The 17,022-nt window shown below is 67.2% G+C and carries 16 protein-coding genes; 11 read left to right on the plus strand and 5 right to left on the minus strand.

The features are described from left to right. Positions 1-69: 69 nt before the first annotated feature. On the plus strand, positions 70-927 hold the full coding sequence (locus G6N34_RS24690; RefSeq protein WP_085152131.1) for an alpha/beta fold hydrolase: 858 nt from the start codon (positions 70-72) through the stop codon (positions 925-927). A 15-nt stretch (positions 928-942) separates the two neighbouring features. Here G6N34_RS24690 and G6N34_RS24695 read toward each other — a convergent pair whose 3' ends face one another. Continuing rightward, a complete protein-coding gene (locus tag G6N34_RS24695) occupies positions 943-1,737 on the minus strand; it encodes a mycofactocin-coupled SDR family oxidoreductase (protein WP_085152132.1) in 795 nt (264 codons plus the stop codon). Beyond that, positions 1,737-3,383, minus strand: a complete 1,647-nt coding sequence (locus G6N34_RS24700; protein WP_085152133.1) for a flavin-containing monooxygenase — start codon at positions 3,381-3,383, stop codon at positions 1,737-1,739. Before G6N34_RS24700 ends, G6N34_RS24695 begins: the two co-directional genes overlap by 1 nt. Before the next feature lie 98 nt (positions 3,384-3,481). On the opposite strand from G6N34_RS24700, the gene G6N34_RS24705 reads away from it, so the two are divergent. The 5 genes from G6N34_RS24705 (at position 3,482) to G6N34_RS24725 (ending at position 8,805) form a co-directional block, all read left to right on the plus strand. Then, positions 3,482-4,534, plus strand: a complete 1,053-nt coding sequence (locus G6N34_RS24705) for a ferredoxin--NADP reductase (protein WP_085152228.1) — start codon at positions 3,482-3,484, stop codon at positions 4,532-4,534. A gap of 72 nt (positions 4,535-4,606) precedes the next feature. After that, positions 4,607-5,788: an acyl-CoA dehydrogenase family protein gene (locus tag G6N34_RS24710; protein ID WP_085152134.1), complete on the plus strand. Its 1,182-nt coding sequence runs from the start codon at positions 4,607-4,609 to the stop codon at positions 5,786-5,788. A gap of 14 nt (positions 5,789-5,802) precedes the next feature. Further along, on the plus strand, positions 5,803-6,720 hold the full coding sequence (gene bphC / locus G6N34_RS24715) for a biphenyl-2,3-diol 1,2-dioxygenase (protein WP_085152135.1): 918 nt from the start codon (positions 5,803-5,805) through the stop codon (positions 6,718-6,720). Between the two features lie 274 nt (positions 6,721-6,994). Then, complete coding sequence (locus G6N34_RS24720; RefSeq protein WP_085152136.1) at positions 6,995-7,858, plus strand: IclR family transcriptional regulator; 864 nt, start codon at positions 6,995-6,997, stop codon at positions 7,856-7,858. Next, positions 7,855-8,805 (plus strand): LipP1 family hormone-sensitive lipase, encoded by a 951-nt coding sequence (locus tag G6N34_RS24725; RefSeq protein ID WP_085152137.1) that lies wholly within the window; start codon positions 7,855-7,857, stop codon positions 8,803-8,805. Before G6N34_RS24720 ends, G6N34_RS24725 begins: the two co-directional genes overlap by 4 nt. On the opposite strand, the gene G6N34_RS24730 is transcribed toward G6N34_RS24725, so the two are convergent. After that, positions 8,751-9,986 (minus strand): NADH:flavin oxidoreductase, encoded by a 1,236-nt coding sequence (locus G6N34_RS24730; RefSeq protein WP_085152138.1) that lies wholly within the window; start codon positions 9,984-9,986, stop codon positions 8,751-8,753. The genes G6N34_RS24725 and G6N34_RS24730 overlap by 55 nt on opposite strands. 101 nt (positions 9,987-10,087) lie before the next feature. Between G6N34_RS24730 and G6N34_RS24735 the strand changes: the two genes are divergently transcribed. Continuing rightward, on the plus strand, positions 10,088-10,441 hold the full coding sequence (locus G6N34_RS24735) for a hypothetical protein (protein ID WP_085152139.1): 354 nt from the start codon (positions 10,088-10,090) through the stop codon (positions 10,439-10,441). Next, on the plus strand, positions 10,441-11,064 hold the full coding sequence (locus G6N34_RS24740; protein ID WP_085152140.1) for a Dabb family protein: 624 nt from the start codon (positions 10,441-10,443) through the stop codon (positions 11,062-11,064). The genes G6N34_RS24735 and G6N34_RS24740 overlap by 1 nt, the downstream gene beginning before the upstream one ends. Positions 11,065-11,076: 12 nt before the next feature. Here G6N34_RS24740 and G6N34_RS24745 read toward each other — a convergent pair whose 3' ends face one another. After that, a complete protein-coding gene (locus G6N34_RS24745; protein ID WP_085152141.1) occupies positions 11,077-11,964 on the minus strand; it encodes an SDR family NAD(P)-dependent oxidoreductase in 888 nt (295 codons plus the stop codon). Then, the gene (locus G6N34_RS24750; protein WP_085152142.1) at positions 11,961-13,883 is read right to left on the minus strand and encodes a flavin-containing monooxygenase; all 1,923 of its coding nucleotides are present in this window, start codon (positions 13,881-13,883) and stop codon (positions 11,961-11,963) included. Before G6N34_RS24750 ends, G6N34_RS24745 begins: the two co-directional genes overlap by 4 nt. Positions 13,884-14,002: 119 nt before the next feature. Between G6N34_RS24750 and G6N34_RS24755 the strand changes: the two genes are divergently transcribed. The 3 genes from G6N34_RS24755 to G6N34_RS24765 all read left to right on the plus strand — a co-directional run bounded on the left by G6N34_RS24755 (position 14,003) and on the right by G6N34_RS24765 (position 17,018). After that, the gene (locus G6N34_RS24755; RefSeq protein WP_085152143.1) at positions 14,003-15,586 is read left to right on the plus strand and encodes an acyl-CoA synthetase; all 1,584 of its coding nucleotides are present in this window, start codon (positions 14,003-14,005) and stop codon (positions 15,584-15,586) included. Positions 15,587-15,660: 74 nt separating this feature from the next. Beyond that, positions 15,661-16,146, plus strand: a complete 486-nt coding sequence (locus tag G6N34_RS24760) for a polyketide cyclase (RefSeq protein ID WP_085152144.1) — start codon at positions 15,661-15,663, stop codon at positions 16,144-16,146. Further along, positions 16,143-17,018 (plus strand): SDR family NAD(P)-dependent oxidoreductase, encoded by an 876-nt coding sequence (locus G6N34_RS24765; RefSeq protein ID WP_085152145.1) that lies wholly within the window; start codon positions 16,143-16,145, stop codon positions 17,016-17,018. The genes G6N34_RS24760 and G6N34_RS24765 overlap by 4 nt, the downstream gene beginning before the upstream one ends. Positions 17,019-17,022: the final 4 nt, after the last annotated feature.

Here is a 17,022-nt window from a genome sequence, read left to right on the forward strand (position 1 = left end):
GCAGGGCTGTGATTCGCTGTCGAGACAGCGTCTGATCGGATTCACACCGCCAACGACAGGAAGGCGACGATGTCGACATTCACCCACCAGGACACCTTGCGTGAGGTCACCACACCCCGTGGTGTGCTCCGCTACCACGAGGCGGGCGACGGACCGCCCCTGGTCCTGCTGCACGGTTCGGGCCCCGGCGTCACCGGCTGGCGCAACTATCGCGGCAACCTCGCGGTCTTCGCCGAGCGCTATCGCTGCCTCGTGCTGGAGTTCCCCGGCTTCGGGGTCAGCGACGACTTCGGCGGGCATCCCGTCATCGACGCGCAGGGCGCAGTTCCCGCGTTCCTCGACGGCCTCGGGCTTGAGCGCGTCGACATCATCGGCAACTCCATGGGCGGTGGGGTCGGGATCAACTTCGCGATCAACCATCCCGAGCGCGTCGGCAGGCTCGTGACGATCGGCGGGATCGGCACCAACATCTTCAGCCCCGGTCCCAGCGAGGGAATCCGCCTGCTGCAGGAGTTCACCGAGGACCCCACGCGGCAACGACTGATCGACTGGCTGCACTCCATGGTCTACGACCCCGCCCTGGTGACGGAGGAGCTGATCGAGGAACGTTGGGCGCTGGCCACTGATCCCGAGACGCTGGAGGCGGCGCGACGCATGTACGGCAAGGCCGCGTACGCCGGGATGATGGAGATGATGCGCCGGGCCGACTTCCCCATGCCGTGGGCCGTCATGCACAAACTCGCCGCGCCGACCCTGCTGACCTGGGGCCGGGATGACCGCGTCAGCCCCTTGGACATGGCGCTGATCCCGATGCGGACCATCCCGAACGCGGAGTTCCATGTGTTCCCGAACTGCGGGCACTGGGTGATGATCGAGGCCAAGGCCGCCTTCGAGCGGACGGTGCTGTCGTTCCTGGCGCAGGCCTGAGGGCCGCCCCAGGGCTCAGGCCTTCTGGGTGAGTCCGGCGTCGACCACGATCTGGGTGCCGGTGATGTAGCGGGCCGCCTCGGAGGCAAGGAACACCACCGCGTTGGCGACGTCGACTGGCTCGACCCACGGCACGGGAAGCAGGTTGCGCGCGGCGAGGACCTTGGCGGCGTCCGCCTCGGTCGGGTTCTCGATGTCGGGGCACAGCCTGCGGTAGGTGGCTTCGTTGCGCACCGTCGGCGTCGCGACCGCCCCGGGGTGAACTGTGTTGACCCTGATGCTGCGCGGACCCAGTTCGTTGGCGAGCGTGCGCGCCAAGCCGACCAACGCATGCTTGCTCGCGGTGTAGTGCGCGGTGTTGGCGGTTCCGCGAAGGCCGTTGGTGGAGCTGATGATCACGATGGCTCCGCCGTCGGGGCCGATATGGGGTATCGACGCTTTCACGGTGTGCCACACCCCCGTGAGGTTGATGTCCAGGGTCTCCTGCCAGGCCTGAGAGGTCAGCTCCCAGGTCGGGGCGCCCGGTGCGTGGATGCCGGCGTTGGCGACGACGGTATGCAGCGAACCCAGTTCGGCCACACCGGATTCCACGGCGACCGTGAGGGCATCGAGGTCGCGGACGTCGGCCACGCCGGTCACACATCGTCGGCCACGGTCCCGGACGGATTCCGCGGTGGCGGCGAGACCGTCCGTGCCCGTGTCAACCGCGATGACGTCGGCGCCGGCCTCCGCGAGTTGTTCGCAGTGCACCCGACCAGAGCCCCGACCGGCGCCCGTCACCACGGCGACCTTCCCGGTCAGGCCCCACATCACGGGGCCTTGAGCAGGTTGAATCCCTTGTATCCGGCGTTGGCCACTTCCGCGCATATGTCAAGGTACGTGGCGAACCCACCGATGAAGAGCATGAACACCCGGGGTTTCCCCGGCACATTGGCGCCCATGTACCAGGAGTTCGCCTTGGGGAACAGGGTGGCCTCGGCGCGCTTGTTGCACTCGGCGATCCAGTCGTCGACGGCGTCAGCCGTGGCCTCGATGGCGGCGTAGCCGTGCTCGTCGAGATGCGCGATCGCCTCGGAGATCCAGTTGATGTGGGCCTCGGCGTGCAACACCATGTTCGCCAGCACCGCGGGGGCACCGGGACCGGAGACCAGGAACAGGTTCGGGAAACCGTCGACACCCAGGCCGAGGTAGGTGCGGGGTCCGTCGGCCCAATCATCCACCAGGCGCTGGCCCCCTCGGCCAACGATGTCGATCTTGGCCAACGTCCCCGTCATCGCGTCGAAACCGGTGGCCAGCACCAACGCATCGACGTCGTAGTGGGCGTCGGTGGTCTGGATGCCCGTCTCGTCGATCCTCTCGATCGGCGTTCTGCGGACGCTGACGAGGTGGACGTTCGGCCGGTTGAACGTCTGGAAGTAGTTGGTGTCGGTGCAGATCCGCTTGGTCCCGATTGGGTGATCGTCCGGGATGAGCAGGTCGGCGACCTCGGGATCGTCGATGACGGCCCGGATCTTCGACTCGTAGAACCTGCGGGCCTCCTCGTTCGCGTCGAGGTTGATCATCTGATCGGAGAACGTCTTCGAGAACAGCACGCCGCCGAGTTCCCAGCGCTTCTCGAAGGCCTCCTGCCGTTCCTCCGGCGACGCCTCCATGGTCAGCTTGGGATGCGCCACGTGCGGCGATCCGCCGCCGCTGCGCCAGGACATCTGACGCCGCTCGGCGTAGGTCGACTTGGCGTGGACGATCTCCTCGGGTGTCAGCGGCCGATTACCAGCGGGGACACTGTAATTCGGCGTGCGCTGGAACACGTGAAGCTCGGTGGCCTGCTCGGCGATGTGCGGAATCGACTGGATTCCCGACGAACCGGTGCCGACCACCGCGACACGCTTGCCCGTGAAGTCGACGCCCTCATGTGGCCAATGCGCGGTGTGGTGGATCTCGCCACCGAAGGTGTCCAGTCCCGGAATGTTGGGGGTCAACGGCGAGGAGAGCGGGCCCGTCGCCATCACCACGAAGCGCGCCGAGACGCGTTCGCCGGTGTCGGTGGCGACAGTCCACCGCAGGGTGTCCTCGTCGAAGACCGTCGATGACACCCTGGTGTTGAAGGTGATACCGGAGCGCAGGTCCAACTTGTCGGCGACCCATTTGATGTAGTCGAGGATCTCGGCCTGGGTGGCGTACTTCTCAGTCCAGGTCCACTCCTGCTGCAGTTCGTCGGAGAACGAATAGCAGTAGTCGAGGCTCTCGACATCGCAGCGCGCGCCCGGGTACCTGTTGAAATACCAGGTGCCGCCCACTTCGGGAGCGGCCTCGAACACGCGCACGGAGAGACCCTGCTCGCGAAACTTGTGCAGGGCGTACAGGCCACCGAATCCGGCGCCCACCACAACGACGTCGACATGGTTGTTGGTCGCAGCAGTCACGAGGCGTACGTTAAGCCGCCCCCCGAGGGGCATTCCGCCACGCTTCCCGGTCAACGGGCATCGGGATATTTCTCCCGGCCACCGGTGACACCCTCCTCCGTCAGGCCCGCATCGCCTCCAGAATGCGTGCCATGCCCGACGCCGAACCTGCAGGCCCCACCCCGCGCGCCGTCTCACTGACAGTCACGGCGGTCATCGACGAGAGCAGTGACGCCAAGTCGCTGGTGTTCGCCGTTCCCGAGGAGCACCGCGCGCGGTTCGCCTACCGCCCCGGCCAGTTCCTCACGTTGCGCATCCCGAGTGATCAGACCGGTTCAGTGGCACGGTGCTATTCGCTGGCCAGTTCGCCCCACACCGACGACGCGCCGAAGGTCACCATCAAGCGCACCGACGGTGGATACGGGTCGAACTGGTTGTGTGACAACGCTTCTGTCGGCGACACCATCGACGTGTTGCCGCCGTCGGGCCTGTTCACGCCTGAGGATCTGGACGCCGACTTCCTGTTGTGGGCGGCCGGCAGCGGGGTCACCCCGGTGATGTCGATCCTCAAGTCGGTGCTCGCCGGCGGCACCGGTCGCGTGGTGCTGTGTTACGCCAATCGTGACGACCGCTCGGTGATCTTCGCCGCGGAGCTGCGCGAGCTGGCGGCCCGCTATGCCGGCCGATTGACGGTTCTGCACTGGCTGGAATCCGTCCAGGGCCTGCCCACCCGCGCACAACTGGGCGGATTCGCCCGCATGTTCACCGGCCACCAGTCCTTCATCTGCGGACCCGAACCGTTCATGGCCGTGGTCAAGGAAGCCCTCACGGAGGCGGGCGTACCGCGCGAGCACATCCATCTCGAGGTCTTCCAATCCCTGACGGGCGACCCGTTCGCCGACGTTCGGGTCGAGGACGTTCCCGACGACGGCGAGGCCGCGACGGCAGAGGTCTCCCTCGACGGACAGGTGCACAGCCTGCGCTGGGCCAAGGGACGCAACCTGGTGGACGTCATGCTGGCCGCGGGCATCGACGTGCCCTTCTCGTGCCGCGAGGGCAACTGCGGCTCCTGTGCGGCCACCGTGGTCGAGGGACAGATCGACCGAGGCAACTCCGCCATCCTCGAGGAGGAGGACATCGCCGACGGGCTGTTCCTGGCCTGCCAGGCCCGCCCGCAGTCAGAAACGGTTCGGGTCGAGTTCTGAACACGGTGAATCCGGCCCGCTCATCGGGAGGGGTCTGGCGGAGAAGCACCGTCGGGATCCACCATGGTTGACATGACAACACGGGTGATCGACAGCGTCGCCGAACTCGCTGATCAGCTCCGCGAGCAGGCCGTTGAAGCCGAGAAGATCGGCAGGCTGACCGACGACACGGTCAAGATCATGAAGAGGATCGGCAGCATCCGACTGCTGCAACCGAAAAGCCATGGCGGCCTTGAGGTTCACCCGCGCGAATTCGCCGAGACCGTGATGGCCACGGCCGCGCTGGATCCCTCCGCCGGATGGATCAACGGCGTGGTCGGTGTGCATCCCTATCAGCTGGCGTACGCCGACCCGCGGGTCGGCGCGGAGATCTGGGCCGACGACGTCGACACCTGGGTGGCCTCGCCATACGCGCCCCAGGGTGTCGCCCGACCCGTCGACGGCGGCTACATCTTCAACGGCCGCTGGCAGTTCAGCTCCGGTACCGACCACTGCGACTGGATCATCCTCGGCGCGATGGTCGGCGATGCCGACGGCGTGCCGCTGATGCCGCCGCAGATGCTCCACATGATCCTGCCGCGCAAGGACTACGAGATCGTCGAGGACTCCTGGGACGTCGTCGGCCTGCGGGGCACCGGGTCCAAGGATGTCATCGTCTCCGACGCGTTCGTGCCGTCCTACCGAACCATGGATGGGATGAAGGTCATGGACGGCACCGCACAGCGGGAAGCCGGCATGACCGAACCGCTGTACCTGATGCCGTGGTCCACGATGTTCCCGTTGGGCATCTCCTCGGCCACGATCGGCATCGCCGAGGGAGCCCTGGCCGCCGCACTCGACTATCAGCGCCAGCGCGTCAACTCCAGCGGCGTCGCGATCAAGGACGACCCCTACGTCATGTACGCGATCGGCGAAGCCGCCGCCGACATCAACGCCGCACGCCAAGAACTCCTCGCCAACGCCGATCGCATCTACGACATGGTGGCCGCAGGCAAGGAGGTGTCCTTCGAGGACCGGGCCGCCGGTCGACGCACGCAGATCCGCGCCGTGTGGCGCGCGGTGTCGGCCGTCGACGAGATCTTCGCGCGCTGCGGCGGCAACGCAGCGCGGATGGACAAGCCGCTGCAACGCTATTGGCGCGATGTCCACGTCGGGCAGGCCCACGCGATCCACGTCCCCGGCACCATTTATCACGCTTCGGCACTGAGTTCACTCGGCGTCGATCCGCAGGGCCCGCTGCGGGCGATGATCTGAGAGGACGACCTTCGATGACGAACACTCCCCTGGTCAAGAGCCTCGGCTATGTGAGCATTCAGGCCAGTGACATCGAGCGCTGGCGCCAATTCGCCTTCGATGTCCTGGGTTTCGCGCAGGGCAGTGGCCCCGACCCGGACTCGCTGTACCTGCGCATGGACGAGCGGGCCGCCCGCATCATCGTCACCCCCGGCGACACCGACAAGATCGTCACGGTGGGCTGGGAGGTCCGCGACCGCGCCGCACTGGGAGACGTCGCCCGTGCGCTGGATTCGGCCGGCGTCGCCTATAAGGAACTCTCCCTCGCCGAAGCCGACGTTCGACGCGTCGAGCAGGTCATCGCCTTCGAGGACCCGGCCGGCAACTCGGTGGAGGTGTTCCACGGCCCCGTGCTCGACCACAGTCCGGTCGTCACCCCGTTCGGTGCGACGTTCGTGACCGGCGGTCTGGGGCTGGGCCACGTGGTGCTGCCCGCCCTGGACGTCAACGGGTTGTTCGAGTTCTACACCGAGGTGCTGGGCTTCATGTCCCGCGGTGCGTTCCGGGTTCCGGTGCCGCCGGAGTTCGGGCCGGTCCGGGTGCGGTTCCTCGGCGTCAACCAGCGACACCACAGCCTGGCGCTGTGCCCGGCCTCGACGCTGCGCGATCCGGGCCTGATCCACCTCATGGTCGAAGTCGACACTCTCGACGCCGTCGGCCAGGCGCTCGACCGGGTCAACCGGGACGGCTACCAACTGTCGTCGACGCTGGGACGACACACCAACGACAAGATGGTGTCGTTCTACGTCCGCGCGCCGGGTGACTGGGACATCGAGTTCGGGACCGAAGGAATGCTGGTCGACGAAACCCACTACACGGCGGAGGAGATCACCGCCGACAGCTATTGGGGTCATCAGTGGGTCGACGATCTTCCGGCGGCCATGCGCCCCTGAGCCTCGGGCGCTGAGCGGCCGGTTTCCGTCCCACGAGCGTCCCCTTTTGTACGCATTTCACGGCGTGTCGGCGTACAGACACGGGCGCTCGCGGGGGGATGCCAGCGCGTTCGCCGTAGGTGAAAAGAGAGCCGGGCAGCACCTTGTGCTGCCCGGCTTTTCTGTGTGCGTGGGCCCGCATCACCAGCATCTATGTGACAGCAGACACATATGTGTGATAGATATATGCGCATTAGGCATATGCCTATTAGGAGCATGCAGCCCTGGAGGACCCATGACCGCGACCATCGCCCCACTCGCGCCCAGCACCAAGCCGGCGACACCAGAGACTCCCAGCGCCGTCATCGACCGCGTCTCCCTCGTTCTCGACGCATTCGACGGCCCGGGCCGACTCACGCTGGCGCAGATCGTGCGCCGGACCGGCCTGCCCCGTTCATCCGCGCACCGGATGCTCGAACGCCTTGTGCAACTGCGCTGGCTGCGCCGCAACGGCCGGGACTACGAACTGGGCATGCGCCTGGTCGAGCTCGGCTCTCTGGCGGTGCACCAGGACCGACTGCACAAGGCCGCCATCCCCACGCTGCACGAACTGCACGCGGCGACCGGCCTCGTCGTCCACCTCGCTGTGCTCGAGGGGTCCGACGTGGTCTACATGGAGAAGGTCGGCAACCGGATGGCCGCGGCCATCCCGACCCGAGTGGGCGGGCGCCAGTCGGCGCACTGCACGGCCGTCGGCAAGGCCATGCTCGCTTTCGCGGACGAGAGCGAGATCGATCTGTGGGACGCCGATGTGCTCCCCCGTCGGACCAAGTACTCGATCTCCACCCACGCCCAACTGCGCAGTGAACTGGCGAAGGTCCGCTCGCATGGCATCGCCTTCGACCGGGAGGAGTCCCTGCCGGGCTTCGGGTGCGTGGCCGCTCCCATCGGCGATCCGGGCGAGGCGGTGGCCGCGGTGTCGGTCTGCGGACCCATGAACCGGATGATGTTCGACCAGCGGATGGTTGCTCCACTCCGCATGGCCGCGATGGGCATCTGGCGCGCCGTGGAAGGCGGTCCGGTCCGCGTGGCGCCGACCCTGCAGCCGATGCGGCCGTTGCGCGGCCGCCCGTCCACCGCGGCGATGCAGCTGGCATGAACCTCGACCCCCAGATCGCGGGCATGATCGAAGCGCTCGACGCCGGGTTTCCACCCGTTCACACGATGACCGGCGAGCAGGCCCGCGCCGCCATCCGAGCCCGTTTCACGCCGTCGCCCTCGCCCGAGCCCGTGGCGGACGTGCAGGATCGCACCATCGCCGGCCCGGATGGGCCGCTTCAGGTCCGGATCTACCGTCCTGACGCCGCCAACTCCGGCCCGGTGCCGACCCTGGTCTACGCCCATGGCGGCGGGTGGGTGTTCTGCGACCTGGACAGCCACGACGGACTGTGCCGCGACTTTGCCAATCGCCTTCCCGCCGTGGTGGTTTCGGTGCACTACCGCCGAGCCTCCGAGGAGGGCCGCTGGCCCGCGGCCGCCGAGGATCTGTACGCGGCGGCCACCTGGGCGGCCGCGCACATCGCCGAACTCGGGGACGACGCCGGCGCGCTGCTGGTGGGCGGTGACAGCGCCGGTGGCAACCTCGCGGCGGTCACGGCGCTCATGGCCCGCGACCGGAGCGGACCCGAACTCGCCGGCCAACTACTGCTCTATCCCGTCCTCGCGGCCGACTTCGAGACCGAGTCCTACCGCCAGTTCGGCCAGGGGTACTACAACCCGCGTCCCGCGTTGCAGTGGTACTGGGACCAGTACGTGCCGACGCCCGCCGACCGGACCGACCCCTATGCGTCACCGCTGCAGGCGAAGGACTTGAGCGGGTTGCCGCCCGTGGTTGTCGTGGTCGCCGGTCACGATCCACTGCGCGACGAGGGGTTCGCCTACGCCGAGGCGCTGCAGCGTTCCGGGGTGCCCGTCGTGCAGCGCTATTTCGAAGGCGGCGTGCACGGATTCATGACTATGCCCTCCCTCGACATCTGCGAGCGGGCCCGCGCTCAGGCGTGCGCGGCGTTGTCGGAGTTGGTGGTCAGCGGCGCAGCCTCGCCGTAGCGCTGATCGGGGTCGAGGACGCAGTGCGTGCGCCCGAAGACCGTCACCATGCACTTGTTGTTGTGGGTGCAGCGGCTGCGCGTGCCCGCGTCGGCGATCATCCTGTTGACCAGGTCCGGTTCACGCAGCAGTGCCCGGCCCATGGCCAGGAGATCGAACCCCTCCCGCATTCCGGTCTCGAGGTGCTGTCGGTTGGTGATGCCGCCCAGCAGAATCAGCTTGGTGTTGCGCACCACCGGCACGAACTGTCGCGCCGCCGGCAGCATGTAGAGATCCTCGTACGGATAGCTGCCCATCACCCGCTTGCCCATCAGGCGCACCCCGGGTCGCAACGCGGGAGGCATCACCTCCGCGAACTCGCGCACAGGCACGTCCCCTCGGAAGAGGTACATCGGCTTGAACACCGATGACCCCTGGGTCAGCTCGATGGCGTCCAACGTCGCGTCAGCGTCCAGCAGTTGCACCGTCCGCAGGGCCTCGTCGATCCAGATGCTTCCCGGCAGGCCGTCGTCCATGTCGAGCTTGGCGATCACCGCGATGCGGTCCCCGACGGTGTCGCGGACTCGCTGGGCGATCTCACGGACGAGGCGGGAGCGGTTGTCGATGTCGCCGCCGTACTCGTCCTTGCGGCGGTTGATCAATGGACTGAGGAACGAGCTGGGCAGGTACAGATGGCCGAAATGCAGTTCCACAGCGTCGAATCCAGAATCAACCGCGATCTGCGCCGCAGCGGCGAACTGGTCGATGACGGCGCGGATCTCGTCGCGGCGGATCTCGCGGCAGTAGGCGAAGGACGTCGGGTTGATGAACCGGCTGGGAGCGACCGCCGTGACGCCGGTCAGGCGCTTCTGCGCCACCACTCCGGCGTGTCCGAGCTGGGCGGAGATCGCGGCCCCGGCACCGTGGACGGCATCGGTCAGCCTGCGCAGTCCGGGCACGGCTCGGGAGTCCATGACGATCTGCCCCGGCGCACTGGCGCCCTGCGGGGACACGCAGCAGTAGGCCACCGTGGTCATCCCCACCCCGCCCTCGGCGAAACGCCGGTGGAAGTCGATCAGGTCGTCGGTGACCAGGCCGTCCGGTGAACGGCCCTCCGATGTCGCAGCCTTGACGACCCGGTTGCGCAACCGCACGGGCCCGAGTTGGAGGGGGGCGAACGGATCGGGGCGCAGATCGGTCATCACACAACCGTTTACCTCGGACGCGCGGTGGTCAACGGCTGTCTCCCAATGGTCGGGATCTCCCATGCCCGGCCGGCGGTGCGATCCCTAGCCTCGCAGACATGGCCGACGGGGAAGTGTTCGTCATCGACCGCGTGCTGACCAGGCCCGGGCAGGCCCGTCTCTTCGTCGACCGGTACCTCGCCGAGTACGCACCGGGGGCGCGGGAACGCGGGATGGCCCTGCAGAGCGTGCTGGTCAGCCCACCGATCTGGTTCGACGACCAGTCGAACACCGTCACGGTCACGTGGTCCCTGCCGAGCCCGCTCGCCTGGTGGCAGATGACGTGGAAGGGCCGTCCCGACCCGGGCCTGGGCCAGTGGTGGTCGGAGATCGAGGAGTTGGTGGTGGAGCGGACCCGGTCGGTCGCCGCTGCGGCCGCCGACGTCGACGCGCTCTGCGTTCCGGGCGCCTGATGTACAACGTCACACGTCTGCTCGACGTCGAAGCTCCCGGCCGCGAACGTGTTCTCGAGGCCGTCCGCACCGCTGTCGCACACAGTGGGGCGCTGCGATGGGTGGCCGAACCCACCGATCCCGGTTCGCGCAATGGTGGCGACGTCCTGGTGCATCTTCGCTTCGCCGATCAATCGCGGTGGCGCAATGCCGAACAGACGCTGGAGACGGCATTCGCCGACCCTGCCATCACGCGAATCAACGGCGCGACCTACGAAGGCGAGCCGATCAGCATCGGCACGCCCGGCACGGTGTACCGGACGCTGCTGCTGCGCGTCCACCCCGACACCCCGCCGGACACCGTGGCGCGTTTTGAGACCGAACTGCAGACCATGCCCCGCTACGTCGACACCATCCGCGCCTGGCAGTTGAGCCGGGTCATCGAAGCCGAAGGCGCCACCGCGTGGACGCATGTCTTCGAGCAGGAGTTCACCGATGTCGACGGGCTGATGGGCCCGTATCTCATGCACCCCATCCACTGGGCTGTGGTGGACCGCTGGTTCGATCCCGAGTGCCCCGACGTCATTGTGCGCGAACGTGTCTCACACAGCTTCTGCCTCAGCGAGACACCGGTTCTGCGGTGAGACCGGCCTGAGTCACATCCCGGCGGGCAGGATGTTCGGATTGGCCGTCGCCGGAGGCTCCAGCGGGGGAAGCAGCGTGCGGCCGTCCAAGCTGTGCACCGGAAGCTGTTGCGACCACGGGTAGTGCAGGCTGAACGCCACCAGTCCGGTCCGCTCGGCGGCAGGCAGGTGACACATCGCCAGCACGGTTTCGGCAAGATACTCCACCGGTTCGGTGGGGAACGTGTCCGGGATCAGGCTGGCGGCCCCGGGCGTGCGGATCGCACTGGACGGACCGACCACGTTGACCGCGATGTTCTCGTCGACCAGTTCGGCCGCGACCCCTTGGGTGAACCTGTGCAGCGCGGCCTTCATCGACGCATACACGACGTCGCCGGAGGACTTGTTGTACTCCCGAAATGGGCGCACCGGCGCCAGTCCCGTCACCGAACCGATGTTGACGATCCAACCGGCCCCCTGGGCCCGCATGTGCGGAACGGCCTTCTGGGTCAGCACAAATGGCGTGCGCACATAGTGTTCGACGGTGCGGTCGAACGTCTCGAGGGGCATGTCCTCGATCACCGAGTAATCGGCGTATCCGGCGTTGTTGACCAGGATGTCGAGTCGGCCGGTCCGCTCGACCACCTGATCGACCAGGCCGGCCCGTTGGTCGGCGTTCTCCAGATCGGCGGCGACGCCGAACGCCGCGCCGCCGGCCGCCTCGATCAGTTCGATGGTCTCGCCGATGGTGCCCGGCAGCGCGGTGGTCTGTCCCGCCCGCGTGGACGGGGACGGCTCATAGGAGCGGGCCGTGACGGCCACCGTCGCCCCTTCGGCGGCCAGGCGTTGCGCCACAGCCCGCCCGATTCCTCGACTGCTGCCGGTCACCAATGCGGTTTTGCCGCAAAGTATTCCGCTCATCGGAGATTCAGATCCTCTTCGATCGGTGTGCGGTGGCTCTGCCAGACGTCGATCAGGCGGAACGGGAACGCGGTGACGATGCGCCCGCCGCCCGAGCGGTAGTAGGTGTGCGCCGTGGGCGTGTGACACCACACGGTGTTCGCCATCGCGTCGTCGATCTGCCGGACATAACCCTCGCAGGCCTCCGGTGTCACTTCGATGGTCGCGGCGTCGCGTTGCGCCATCAACTGAAGGCACTCCATCACGTAGTGCACCATCACCTCGACGCCGAAGTTGTGTCCGGCACCGTGCCCGGGGCTGTAGTTGGGTGCCGACGAGATGAACATGTTCGGGAACCCCGGAACCATGCCGCCACGGTAGGCGCTGGGACTGTTCCCCCAGACTTCGCTGAGCCGCAGTCCCTTTCGGCCTCGAATGTCGATCGTGGACAGGAAGTCGAGGTGGTAACCGGTGGCGTAGATGATGACGTCGAGGTCGATCTGGCGGCCGTCCTGGGTGACGATGCCGCGTTCGTTGACCCGGGCGGGTTCGTCGGCCTCGACGTCGACGTGCGCTTTGGCCAGGGCCGCGTAGTACCCACCGGGATCGCGGATGATGCGTTTGCCGTAGGGCGCGAAGTCCGGGGTGACCTTCTTGGCCAGTTCGGAACCCGCGCCGAAGACACGGTCGATGTAGTCCAGGCACATCTGCAGCAGCACGTCGTTCGCCGGTGAGATCGACAGATGGTCGGCGGCCCACTCCGGATCCCGCAGGATGACCGGGTGGTTGTTGTCGGCGGTGCCCCAGAACGACTTCAACCGGTTCCAGTTGGCGTAGAAGGGGATGTGCGCGTTGAGCCAACGGCGATGGTCCGGCACGTCGTCGCTCAGCCGTTTCCGGGGCGCCACCCAGTGCGGTTGCCGCTGGAAGACCGTCAGGTGCTCGACATCGTCGACGCAGGCGTCCACGATCTGCACGGCGGTGCACCCGGCACCGATGATCGCGACCCTCTTGCCGTTCAGGTCGAGGTCGGGGTCCCACTCCGCGGAGTGGACGCTCACGCCGTCGAAACTGCTCCGTCCCGGCAGGTCCGGCCATCTGGGGCGATTGAGATAGCCCGCCGCCGGGATGACGACGTTGGCGTAGCTGACGTCCCGGGCGCCGTCCGGGCCGACCGCGTGCACCTGCCATTGATTGCGTTCGTCGTCCCACCACAGCGCCTCGACCTCGGTGCCGAACCGGACGTGCTCACGCAGGCCGTTCTTGTGGGCGACGGCCTCCAGATACTTCTGATACTCGGCACCCTGCGGGTAGTAGCTCGACCAGGCCGCGTTGATGTCCCGCGACAACGAGTAGTACGCCGACGGGGTGTCCACGCCGATACCGGGATACACGGCGGTGTACCAGGTGCCGCCCACCTCGTCGTTGCGGTCGAAGATCTCGTAGTCGATGCCCGCAGCAGCGCATTCCAAGGCCGCGGCCATACCGGCCATACCGGCGCCGACGATCACCACCTTGAAATCGGTGGGCAGCGCGGCGGTTCGAGGCAGCACCGGTTGCGATGGGTGGAAGCCGCCCTGCTCGAGCAGCAGTTCCACATACTCGGGCGCCACCGCGGTGCCCAGCGCCAGTGGAGCGATGCGGGCGAACAGGTCCGCGTCGTCGAAGGCCGGGGCATCCTGCGGACGCGGCGCACTGAGCGCGTCGATCACCTCCCCGACCAGGGTTTCGAGCGTCTCGGGGTCGGTGACGCCGGCCTGCTCTGGCGGGTCCGGCACAAACGAGATCCTGTCCGCGAAGCGGTCCACCGCGCTGGCATCGCCCGTCAACTGGACGAGCACCGCCACCAGCACGCCGGCATCGGCTCGGGTCAGGTGTTCCCGCAGTTCCTGGGGATCCAGGGCCGTGAGATCAGCCGTCACGGTCGCATTGGTCGACATCGAACCTCCTTTCTCGCTGTGCCGAGTATCGGATCGCCAGGCCACGTCGGCCTGCGGCGTTTCTACTGAGCGGGACGCAGCGTGATTCGCCCGCGAGCAGCGGGCATACAGTCCAGGGCATGAATGACCTGGATGCCGTGCTCGCCTCTGCGCGCAGCCACGCTCTCGGTGACATCCCCCGCCGGTCTGCCCGCCGGCAACCGGACAAGATCGCGATCATCGACGGCGAGGTGTCGCTGACCTTCGCCGAGTTCGAGCGTCTGGTCGACCGCGCAGCGGCGGCACTGAGCGACAACGGCTTTGAGGTCGGCGATCGCGTCGCGCTGCTGGCCCACAACTGTTGGCAGTACGCGGCCCTGGCGTTCGCCACCGCGCGAGCCGGCGTCGTGCTGGTCCCGATCAACTTCATGCTCACCGCTGAGGAGATCTCCTTCATCCTCGGCCACAGCGGCGCCAGCGGGTTCCTGGTCGAGGCCGACCTGGTGCCGACCGCCGAGAAGGCGATGAGCCTCGGCGGGTCGGTGACGACGAAGGCCGCCGTGGTGATGCCTGGTCAGACCCTGCCGGCCGGATGGGACGACTTCGCGGACTGGCTGCAGACCACGTCGGCCGCTCCCACACCGACCATCGGCGACGACCAGATGATCCGGCTGATGTACACCAGCGGCACCGAGTCGCACCCCAAGGGGGCCATGCACTCCAGTCGCAGCCTGATGGGCAACTACATCAGCACGATCATCGCCGGGTCCATGGAGGGCACCGACGTCGAGATCCACTCGCTGCCGCTGTACCACTGCGCGCAGCTGGACAATTTCCTGATCACCGACATCTACCTCGGCGCTACGAGCATCATTCTTCCGCGACCGGAACCCGAACTGGTGCTGCGCGCCATCGAGAAACAAGGCGTCACCAACTATTTCGCCCCGCCGACGGTGTGGATCTCGCTGCTGCGCTCCCCGGTGTTCGACCAGGTCGATCTGTCCAGCCTGCGCAAGGGCTACTACGGCGCCTCCGCGATGCCCGTCGAGATCCTGGCCGAGATGCGCGAGCGGCTGCCCAACCTGCGGCTGTGGAACTTCTACGGCCAGACCGAGATGGCACCGCTGGCGTCAGCCCTCGGTCCCGCCGAGCAGGACTCCCATGCTGGCTCGGCGGGTCGTCCGGTGATCAACGTCGAGACCGCGATCCTGGACGACGACAACGTCCCGGTCGCCACCGGCGTGGTCGGCGAGATCGCCCATCGCAGCCCCCATCTGATGCTCGGCTATCTCGACGACGCGGCCAAGACAGCGGAGTCGTTCCGTGGTGGGTGGTTCCATTCCGGCGATCTGGGTTACTACGACGAACACGGTCTGCTGTATGTGGTGGACCGCAAGAAGGACATGATCAAGACCGGCGGTGAGAACGTCGCCAGTCGCGAGGTCGAAGAGGCCATCTACCGGCACGCCGCGGTCGAAGAGGTCGCGGTCTTCGGCCTGCCGCATCCGGTGTGGGTTGAGGCCGTGGTGGCCGCGGTCGTGCCGCGTGAGGGTACGGAGGTCACCCAGGACGAACTCCTGGTGCACCTCCGCTCGCATCTGGCGGGTTTCAAGGCCCCTAAGCAGATCTTCTTCGTGGATTCGCTGCCCAAGAACCCCAGCGGCAAGCTGCTCAAGCGGGTGCTGCGGGAACGCTTCAGCGTGGAGGCGAAGCCGGCAGGCTGAGCGCCGCTCAGGTGGTGTTCCGCTGACCGGGCGGAACTGTGTCCGGGCACACAGCGCCGGGGTTGACTCCCAGCATGAGCAACGAGATCACGCTGTCGGAAGCCCAGGAGTTCATCGCGCGATTCTGGTACCACTACGACCAGGGTCAGTTTGATGTGCTCGCCACGTTCGTCGCCGATGAGATGGAGTACCTGAGCCGCTCGGACTCCGGCAACTGCCCGTTCGAGGAACTTCTCGCGGCCGAACTGCACGGTGGCGCCGACACCCTGGCGTGGCTCAAGCAGCACCGCGACGAGAATCCGTATCCGCTGCGGCATCACGCCACCAACATTTTCCGGACCGGATCCGAAGGTGACGTCACCTCGGTCCGGTTCTACCTGTACGTCAACCAGGTCACCAACAACGTGCCGTTCGACGTGTCCTCCGGCGTGGTCACTGCCGGAATCCGCCGTGGCGAGCACGGATTGGTGTTCACGTCCCTGACGGTGCTGCTCGACGCCGAGGACTCGATTCCGTTCGCGGAGCACCGCGCCAAGACCGCCGCCGCGGCAGGCGCGTGAGCGCACTCGAGGTGTTCGGCGGCGGCGTCGCCGTCATCACGGGGGCCGGTGCCGGAATCGGTGCCGGCCTCGCCCGTCACGCCCATCGTCTCGGCATGTCGCTGGTGCTCGCGGATGTCGACGCCGCGGCGGTGGCGTTGCTGCGTGACGAGGTGATCGCCGCCGGGGGCAGCGCCGTCGATGTGGTGTGCGACGTGCGCGACCCGGAGGCGGTGGCCGAACTCGCCGAACGCACCTACCGCGACATCGGTCCCGTCCGGCTTCTGGTCAACAACGCCGGCGTCGAACAGTTCGGGTACCTCTGGGACACACCGGTTTCCAACTGGAACCGGGTGATGGACATCAATGTCAGCGGAGTGTTCCACGGCGTGCGGGCGTTCCTGCCGAAGATGCTGGCCGAGCCCTCGCAGTCCTGGGTGTGGAACCTGTCCTCGATCGGTGGGGTGGCCGCGGTACCGCTGCAGGCGCCCTACATCATCAGCAAGCATGCGGTGCTCGCGCTGACCGAATGCCTTCGACTCGAAGTGCAGTTGGCCGGCCACGACGACCATGTCCATGTCCAGGCCGTTCTGCCGGGGGCAGTGAAGTCCAACATCTTCGAGGCCGCCGGTGGTGTCGACGCCGACAGCGCGGGAACAGCCGTCAGCGCGGCGGAATCCCAGCGTGAGGCCATGCTCGACATCAAGGCCGCCGCCATGGATCCGGTCGAGGCCGCCGAGGTGGTGTTCGAACAGGCCGCGGAAGGCGCCTTCTACCTGCTGACGCAGCCCGAGTACGTGAGTACGGCGATGGCCGATCGTGCCCAGGTGCTGACCACACAGGTGCCGCCGCAACTGCGGACCACACAGCGTTTCGACCCTGACAAGCACTGAGGGC

This window comes from Mycolicibacterium confluentis (assembly GCF_010729895.1).
GTDB lineage: Bacteria > Actinomycetota > Actinomycetes > Mycobacteriales > Mycobacteriaceae > Mycobacterium > Mycobacterium confluentis.

Coding starts and splice junctions, on each gene's coding strand:
- G6N34_RS24690 (WP_085152131.1), top strand. CDS start 70: ATGTCGACATTCACCCACCAGGACACCTTGCGTGAGGTCACCACACCC.
- G6N34_RS24695 (WP_085152132.1), bottom strand. CDS start 1,737: ATGTGGGGCCTGACCGGGAAGGTCGCCGTGGTGACGGGCGCCGGTCGG.
- G6N34_RS24730 (WP_085152138.1), bottom strand. CDS start 9,986: ATGACCGATCTGCGCCCCGATCCGTTCGCCCCCCTCCAACTCGGGCCC.
- G6N34_RS24740 (WP_085152140.1), top strand. CDS start 10,441: ATGTACAACGTCACACGTCTGCTCGACGTCGAAGCTCCCGGCCGCGAA.
- G6N34_RS24710 (WP_085152134.1), top strand. CDS start 4,607: ATGACAACACGGGTGATCGACAGCGTCGCCGAACTCGCTGATCAGCTC.
- G6N34_RS24720 (WP_085152136.1), top strand. CDS start 6,995: ATGACCGCGACCATCGCCCCACTCGCGCCCAGCACCAAGCCGGCGACA.
- G6N34_RS24735 (WP_085152139.1), top strand. CDS start 10,088: ATGGCCGACGGGGAAGTGTTCGTCATCGACCGCGTGCTGACCAGGCCC.
- G6N34_RS24705 (WP_085152228.1), top strand. CDS start 3,482: ATGCCCGACGCCGAACCTGCAGGCCCCACCCCGCGCGCCGTCTCACTG.
- G6N34_RS24725 (WP_085152137.1), top strand. CDS start 7,855: ATGAACCTCGACCCCCAGATCGCGGGCATGATCGAAGCGCTCGACGCC.
- G6N34_RS24700 (WP_085152133.1), bottom strand. CDS start 3,383: ATGCCCCTCGGGGGGCGGCTTAACGTACGCCTCGTGACTGCTGCGACC.
- G6N34_RS24755 (WP_085152143.1), top strand. CDS start 14,003: ATGAATGACCTGGATGCCGTGCTCGCCTCTGCGCGCAGCCACGCTCTC.
- bphC (WP_085152135.1), top strand. CDS start 5,803: ATGACGAACACTCCCCTGGTCAAGAGCCTCGGCTATGTGAGCATTCAG.
- G6N34_RS24750 (WP_085152142.1), bottom strand. CDS start 13,883: ATGTCGACCAATGCGACCGTGACGGCTGATCTCACGGCCCTGGATCCC.
- G6N34_RS24745 (WP_085152141.1), bottom strand. CDS start 11,964: ATGAGCGGAATACTTTGCGGCAAAACCGCATTGGTGACCGGCAGCAGT.
- G6N34_RS24760 (WP_085152144.1), top strand. CDS start 15,661: ATGAGCAACGAGATCACGCTGTCGGAAGCCCAGGAGTTCATCGCGCGA.